A 6,081-nucleotide genomic window follows, 5' to 3' on the forward strand; every position below is an offset into this window, starting at 1 on the left:
GGTCGTTCACCGCAGGATCCGGGCGGCGCGGGCGGCCGACAGCCAGGTGGGGAACTCGCCCAGCAGCCGGTCGTACAGCAGCCGGTCGCTGACGCCGCGGGGGTCCTTGCCCGCGTGGAAGAAACCGGCGTTGTCGACGACACGCCGGGCGGGGACGGCCAGTTCGTCGAGACACCGGAGGAAGGCGAACTCGTTCTCGTCCGGGTCCCCGAAACCGACGAACTGCCAGAACATCGGCAGCCGGGAGGCCTTGCACAGGTAGCGTTCGGCGGCGAACCTGCTCGTGGGCCCGCCGTCGGTCTGGAAGACGACCAGGGCGGGGCAACGGCTGTCCGCCGCCAGGTAGTGGTCGATGACGGCGTCCATCGCCCAGTGGTAGTTCGTCCGCCCCATGTGGCCCAGCGTCTGGTGGAGTTTGTCGATCCGGCCCTGGTGGCCGCCGAGTTCGAGGTCGGCGACACCGTCGACGTCGGTGGAGAAGAACACGACGGGAACGCGGCCGTCGTCGTCGAAGTGCGCGGCCAGCGTCAGCACCTGCTCCGCCAGGTGCTGCGCCGTCCCGTCCTTGTAGTACGGGTTCATGGACCTCGAGCGGTCCAGGACGAGGTAGACCGCGGCCCGCGCCCCGGACAGACCGTGCTCGCGCACGCTGTCGCCGGCCGTCTTGTACAGGTTCACCAGGTCAGGCGCCGCGTCCCGCACCTTGGACAGGCTGATCGCGGCGCCGTGTTCCTTGCTGTTCACGGTGAGGGGTTCCTTCCGGCCGGGTCTCGGGCCTGGCCGGGCTCGTCCGGGGCGCGGGCTCGGCCGACAGGTCCGCTGTCGCGGGACAGGGCGTCATCATGCACCATGGCGCGCGGCCGCCGGCCCGCGCGGTCAGGGGGGCGGAGCCGGTGCGGAGTCAGCCGGGGCCGAAGCGGTGGCCGATGCCGGGTCCGGTGATGAGGTGGCGGGGCCTGGAGGGCTCAGCAGCCAACGCCGCGGCCAGGCGGACCCCCGGAATCCTGGCGCCTTCTTACGCCCCGGGCAGCGGTCTTCACGCGGTCTTGGCGCGGACGCGCCTGCGCTTCCTGTCGGGGTGGACGTCCGCTCGGCTCCCCGCCGGTGCGGCACGGGCTACATTCTCCGGTGTGCGCGATACGGAGACGGTGAGCCGGCCGGGCGGGCCGGCGGCCGGGCGATGACCCTCGCCGCGTGCGGACGCGGCGCCGAGTCCACACGTCCTGCGCGGCCCCGCACGGCGCCGCGCAGGACGAGCGACGAACCGGGACGAGCGACGAACCGGGACGAGCGACGAACCGGGACGGGCGATGAACCAGGCGGCCGAGGCGCGGTCCGTGCCGGGCCGGCGGATGTGGCCGCTGTACGCGGCCGGGTTCACCACGGCCTTCGGCGCGCACGGCGTCGCCGCGAGCCTGGGCGGCGACGCCGCGGGCGCGGTGACCTCGCTGCTGGTCCTGGGCTGGCTGCTCGCCCTCTACGACGGCGCCGAGGTCGTCCTCAAACCGGTGTTCGGCACCCTCGCCGACCGGATCGGCGCCCGCCCGGTGCTGCTCGGCGGACTGGTCGCCTTCGCCGCCGCGTCGGCGCTCTACGCCGTCGCCGGCAGCCCCGGCTGGCTGTGGGCCGCCCGCCTCGGTCAGGGGGCCGCGGCCTCCGCGTTCTCGCCGTCCGCCTCCGCGCTGGTCGCCCGGCTCAACCCGGCGGCCAGGCACGGCCGGGCGTTCGGCGGTTACGGCTTCTACAAGTCGGTCGGCTACACCTCGGGCCCACTGCTCGGCGGGGTCCTGGTGTGGGCCGGTGGGCTGCGGCTGCTGTTCGCCGTCCTGGCGGTGCTCGGCGCGGCGGTCGCCGTGTGGGCCGCGATCGCCGTCCCCGCCGTACCCCCGTTGCCGAAGGCCCGGCAGACGGTGCTGGACCTGGCCCGGCGGCTGGCCGAGCCGGCGTTCCTCGTCCCGACGTCCGCACTGGCCGCGGCGACCGCGGCGCTGTCGGTCGGGGTGGGATTCCTGCCGGTGTCCGGCCGGGCGGCCGGTCTCGGCACGGTGGCGACGGGTGTCGCCGTGTCGGTGCTGGCCGCCTGTGCGGCGGTCGTCCAGCCGAGGGCGGGGCGCGCCCTCGACGAGGGGCGCCTCACCGCCGGGACCGGCATGACGGCGGGCCTGCTGCTGACGGCCGCCGGCCTGGGCTGTGCGATGCTGCCCGGCCTGGCCGGCGTGCTGTCCGCGGCCGTGCTGATCGGCGTCGGCACCGGTCTGATCACCCCGCTCGGCTTCGCGGCACTGGCCGCCTCGACCCCGCGGGAACGCCTCGGCCAGACCATGGGCGCCGCCGAACTCGGCCGCGAACTCGGTGACGCGGGCGGCCCGCTGCTGGTGGCGGCCGTCGCCTCGCCGACCACGCTCACCCACGGCTTCGCGGCCCTCGGTGCCCTGCTCGCGCTCGCCGCGGCCGTCGCCCTCGCCCGCCGTCGTCCCGCGTCGGATGCGTGAGGCCGGGGCAGGGGCGCGACCGGTGCGGCCGACGGGCCTCACGATTTCGTGGCGGGCCCTGCGTGCAGCGCGTCCAGGCGGCGCCGGTACTCGTCCTCGTCGATCTCCCCGCGGGCCAGCCGTTCCCTGAGGATGTCCTCCGCGGAGGGCGCGGACGGAGTGCGGGTGTGCTCCTGCGGGCTGTTCAGGGTGCGGAAGAGGAGCACCGCGACCGTGATGATGAGCACCCAGAACAAGATCATGCCGGCCGACATCGCGAACCAGCCCCAGCCGCTGACATCGTGGCCGTACCAGAACATCATCGCCACTCACCTGCTTCGGCTTCATCACGTGGCCGGGCACGGCGAGCGCACCCGGTGACTGCTTGCCTTCACCTCCATCATCCCGCTGCCCGCCGTGGCGGACCGGGGCCGGACGGCTCCGGATCGGCGGGCCGACCAGCCCCTACCGGGCAGGGGTATCCGGCGGTGGTACGCGGTCCGCGGCGGCGGCCGGTGGCTCTCCGCGGCCCCGCAGGCCCCGTCCTACCCCTCGGGGGTATATTGGCGGCGCCCCACCGTTACCCCCACCGTTTCATCCGAGCACACGGACGGAAGCCATGGCGACAGCCGACCACCGACGAGGCGCCGCTCGCGACGCCACGCCGCGGTGGACACGCGCTGTCGTCGTCGCGCTGCTGGCGGCGCTCGCTGTGCTCGTGCACCACGACACGGCGGCCACGATCACGCACGTGCCGTCCGGCCGGTCCGCGACGGCGATGCACCACGCGGCCGCGCCGGCCGGGTCCGCCTCCGTGAGCGGTCACGTCATGTCCACCGGGGTCACGGCCCGGCCGGCCCGGGCCGCTGTCCACGACGACGCCGGAGCGTGCTCCGGCACGGCGATGCAGCACTGCTCCGCCGCCGGCGTCGACAGCGTGAAGCTCGTGCCGCCCGACCAGCTCGCCCCCGACCGCGCTCCGGCCCGCCGGCCCGGTGCGGCCGCGCTCCGCGACGTCCCGGGCACCGTGGGCCGGGCACCACCCGATCTCCGCGTCCTCTCTCGATTCCTGCTGTAGGCCGCGCGCCCGCGGCTGCGCGCTCACGCGAGCGCCCAGCCCTGCCCGCACGCAAGCCGAACCCGAGCGACATCGAGAAATGGGACAACCTCTGTGAACAGCATCAACCGCCGCTCCGTCCTGCTGGCCGGACTCGGCGTCGCAGGCACGGGCGCGCTCGCCGCCTGCGGCGGCTCAGCCGATACGCCCGCACTGGTCAGCCCGCACGGCTCGGCCGTCGCCGCCGCCGAAGACAACCGCACCCGGACCGGCAGGACACGCGAGGTGACCCTGACCGCGGCCCGGGCCACCGCCGACCTGGGTGCCGGGATCCGGGCCAGGACATGGACCTTCAGCGGCCGCGTCCCGGGCGAGGAACTCCGTGTCCGGGCCGGCGACACGCTGGCCGCCACGCTGTCCAACCAGCTGCCGGACCGGGCGACCACCTCCCTCCACTGGCACGGCATCAGCCTGCGCAACGACATGGACGGCGTACCGCCGGTCACCCAGGCGGCCGTCCGGGCCGGACGCAACTTCACCTACCGGTTCACCGCGGACACCCCCGGCACCTACTTCTTCCACCCGCACGTCGGCGTCCAGCTCGACCGGGGTCTGTACGCGCCGCTGATCGTGGAGGACCCGAGGGAGCCGCTGTCCTACGACGAGGAGTGGGTCGTCGTCCTCGACGACTGGCTCGACGGTGTCACCGGCACCCCGGACGACGTCTTCGCCGAGCTCGGGCACGGCATGGGCGGGATGCACACGGGCGGCGGCTCCGGCCACGACATGGGTGACATGGGCAGCATGGACATGAGCGGCATGAGCGGCTCGCCGTCCGCTTCGCCCTCCGGCGGAGGGACGGGTAGCGGGTTCATGCTGATGGGCGCTCAGAGCCGGCTGCTCGGGGGCGACGCCGGTGACGTGCGGTACCCCTACCACTTGGTCAACGGCCGCGTTCCGGCCGACCCGGCGGTCTTCCGCACCAAGCCCGGCAAGCGGATCCGGCTGCGCCTGATCAACGCCGGCGGCGACACCGCCTACCGCGTCGCCCTCGGCGGCCACCAGCTGACCGTCACCCACACCGACGGCTTCCCCGTCCGGCACCGGCAGGCCGACGCCGTGCTGATCGGCATGGGCGAGCGCTACGACGTCCTCGTCACCCTGGGCGACGGGGTCTTTCCCCTCGTCGCGCTGGCGGAGGGCAAGAACGCCACCGGCATGGCCCTGATCCGCACCGGCACAGGCAGCGGGCCGAAGCCGACCGTGCGCCCGAGGGAACTGGACGGCACGGTCATGGTCGCCTCGCGGCTGCGGGCGGCGGACGACGTCCGGCTGGACGCGAAGAAGACCGACCGGGTCCACCGCATCGAGCTGACCGGCAGCATGATGGCGTACGACTGGGCCGTCAACGGCAGGCGCTTCGACATGAACGACCCGACGGCGCATCCGATCACCGTCGAACAGGGGCAGCGGGTCCGGCTCGACTTCGTCAACACGACCACCATGTGGCACCCGATGCACCTGCACGGCCACACCTATCAACTCGGCGGCGGCGGTCCGCGCAAGGACACCACGATCGTCCTGCCGAAGCAGACCGTGTCGGTGTTCTTCGACGCGGACAACCCGGGCCAGTGGATGCTGCACTGCCACAACGCCTACCACGGAGAGGCGGGCATGATGGCGCTGGTCGCCTACCAGGCCTGACCCCCCGCGCGACCCGCGGTCATCCGTCCCCGCAACGGGCCCCCACCCGGTGGTGGAGGGCCCATCGCGCCCCAGGACCCGGTACGACGCCCGGTCACCCGGCGGCGGCCAGGCGGCGTCGGAGCTCCTCCTGCGAGACGTCCTCCACGTGCGTCAGAAACACCCACATGTGACCGGACGGGTCCTTGAGGATGACGGTCCGGTCACCGTGGAACATGTCCTTCGGCGGCTGGAGGATCTCGGCGCCGGCGGCTTCCGCGCGCTCCGCCAGGCTGTCCACGTCCGGCACGAAGACATGCAGCGTGACGGACGTACCACCACCGAGCGCGGACGGCGCGGCGAAGGAGGCGGCCTCCGCCTCCTCGACGCCGGCGTCCCCCAGCATCAGGGTCGACCGGCCGATGGCGATCTCGGCGTGCAGGATCCCGCCGCCCGGAGCGTCGATCCTGAAGTCCTCACGGGCGCCGAACGCCCGCTGGTAGAAGTCGATCGCCGCGGCGGCGTCATCGACCATGATGTGCGGGATCACGGCATAGCGGTAGCGGTCGGGGATCTCGATGCGCGCTGTCTGCTCGGCCACGGCGAACCTCCTCGAAAAGGCACCGCCGGTCGGCTCCCGCGGCCCTGCAGGGAACCTAGAAGCTCAAGTTTGGTCGAGGTCAAGCGTCGCTGTGCCGCGCACACGTGCCACAGCGGCCGGTCGCGGCAGCGGGGCTCCCGGTGCAGGGAGCCCCGCTGTGCGCCTGGCCGGTGGGTCAGTCCTTGATCTCGCAGATGGCGGCGCCGGAGGTGACGGAGGCGCCGATCTCGGCGGACAGGCCCTTGACGGTGCCGGCCTTGTGGGCGTTG

At 73.7% G+C, this 6,081-nt stretch carries 6 protein-coding genes; 3 read left to right on the forward strand and 3 right to left on the reverse strand.

What is annotated here, in order from left to right:
• Positions 1-6: 6 nt before the first annotated feature.
• Positions 7-744: a VWA domain-containing protein gene (locus ACH4ZX_RS29845; protein WP_398279337.1), complete on the reverse strand. Its 738-nt coding sequence runs from the start codon at positions 742-744 to the stop codon at positions 7-9.
• 608 nt (positions 745-1,352) lie between these two features.
• Here ACH4ZX_RS29845 and ACH4ZX_RS29850 point away from each other — a divergent pair.
• Positions 1,353-2,492 carry an MFS transporter gene (locus ACH4ZX_RS29850; RefSeq protein ID WP_398279370.1) on the forward strand — a complete coding sequence of 380 codons (1,140 nt, stop codon included), beginning with the start codon at positions 1,353-1,355 and terminating at the stop codon, positions 2,490-2,492.
• Between the two features lie 38 nt (positions 2,493-2,530).
• On the opposite strand, the gene ACH4ZX_RS29855 is transcribed toward ACH4ZX_RS29850, so the two are convergent.
• Entirely contained in the window at positions 2,531-2,794 is a 264-nt protein-coding gene (locus ACH4ZX_RS29855; protein ID WP_398279340.1) for an SHOCT domain-containing protein, read from the reverse strand.
• Positions 2,795-3,090: 296 nt separating this feature from the next.
• On the opposite strand from ACH4ZX_RS29855, the gene ACH4ZX_RS29860 reads away from it, so the two are divergent.
• Positions 3,091-3,549 (forward strand): hypothetical protein, encoded by a 459-nt coding sequence (locus tag ACH4ZX_RS29860; protein WP_398279343.1) that lies wholly within the window; start codon positions 3,091-3,093, stop codon positions 3,547-3,549.
• Positions 3,550-3,642: 93 nt separating this feature from the next.
• Positions 3,643-5,232, forward strand: a complete 1,590-nt coding sequence (locus ACH4ZX_RS29865; protein WP_398279346.1) for a multicopper oxidase family protein — start codon at positions 3,643-3,645, stop codon at positions 5,230-5,232.
• A gap of 94 nt (positions 5,233-5,326) precedes the next feature.
• Here ACH4ZX_RS29865 and ACH4ZX_RS29870 read toward each other — a convergent pair whose 3' ends face one another.
• Positions 5,327-5,812 carry a VOC family protein gene (locus ACH4ZX_RS29870; RefSeq protein ID WP_398279349.1) on the reverse strand — a complete coding sequence of 162 codons (486 nt, stop codon included), beginning with the start codon at positions 5,810-5,812 and terminating at the stop codon, positions 5,327-5,329.
• Positions 5,813-6,081: the final 269 nt, after the last annotated feature.

The organism is Streptomyces sp. NPDC020490 (genome assembly GCF_044335305.1).
Classification (GTDB): domain Bacteria; phylum Actinomycetota; class Actinomycetes; order Streptomycetales; family Streptomycetaceae; genus Streptomyces.

What these genes read in the sequence shown, in the direction of transcription:
- ACH4ZX_RS29855 (WP_398279340.1), bottom strand. Translation starts at nt 2,794, where the DNA reads ATGATGTTCTGGTACGGCCACGATGTCAGCGGCTGGGGCTGGTTCGCG.
- ACH4ZX_RS29860 (WP_398279343.1), top strand. Translation starts at nt 3,091, where the DNA reads ATGGCGACAGCCGACCACCGACGAGGCGCCGCTCGCGACGCCACGCCG.
- ACH4ZX_RS29850 (WP_398279370.1), top strand. Translation starts at nt 1,353, where the DNA reads ATGTGGCCGCTGTACGCGGCCGGGTTCACCACGGCCTTCGGCGCGCAC.